This window comes from Actinotalea ferrariae CF5-4 (assembly GCF_000603945.1).
Taxonomy (GTDB): domain Bacteria; phylum Actinomycetota; class Actinomycetes; order Actinomycetales; family Cellulomonadaceae; genus Actinotalea; species Actinotalea ferrariae.
The window spans coordinates 1-738 of the sequence record NZ_AXCW01000230.1; the positions used below are offsets into that span (position 1 = coordinate 1).

Below are 738 nucleotides of genomic sequence, written 5' to 3' on the forward strand. Positions count from 1 at the left end.
GACGGGGTCCGCGGCGTCGAGGACCGTCGTGGGCTCGGCCGGCAGGCCGACCTGGCCCTGGTGGACGGTCGGCGGCTCGGGCGTCGGGGAGGGCGACGGGCGGGTCTCGCGCTCGCCGTCGGGGGCGGCGACCGCGGCGCACCCGGCGAGGGCGAGCGCGGTCAGGGCGACGACGACGGTCCGGGTGGGACGGGGCATGCGGTCCTGGGTCCTGTCGTGGGCAGCGGGCCACGCCGGACGGCACGCGCCCGGACGCCCCGACCCTACGGGCCACGGCCGCTGGGCGCACGGCCAGGAAACCCCTTGGCAGACGCCCGACGGCGGCTTACCGTCGTTCCCACACGGGAGAGGAGGTGGTCCGACGGTGCAGACATCCAGGACGCGTGAGGTGACTGTCCGCTAGTCGCCCGAGAACATCGGACGGAGTGCTTCCGGTCCCGACCCGCCTCGAGCGGCGAGCGAGACCCAGGCAGTCGCCGGAGCCCGTGGGGGTCGTGACCCGTCCATCACGACACCCTGGTCCCAGACCAGGAGCCCACGGGCTTTCTCCTGCCCGGGATGGTGCCCCGATGCGCCCCGCCCCCGGCCCCCGTGTCGCGTGAAGCGTTCGTCGTCGTGGGCCGCACGAACGCTTCACGGGAGGGCTCCGGTCCCGGCATCGCGCGGGCCGGTCCGCGACAATGGGCCCGTGAGCCGCCCGTACCGCGTCATGACCGTCTGCACCGGCAACATCTGCCG

At 75.2% G+C, this 738-nt stretch carries 1 pseudogene; it reads right to left on the minus strand.

The features are described from left to right. A pseudogene (locus N866_RS20040) lies at positions 1–198 on the minus strand (hypothetical protein); the annotation flags it as partial. Between the last annotated feature and the right edge of the window lie 540 nt (positions 199–738).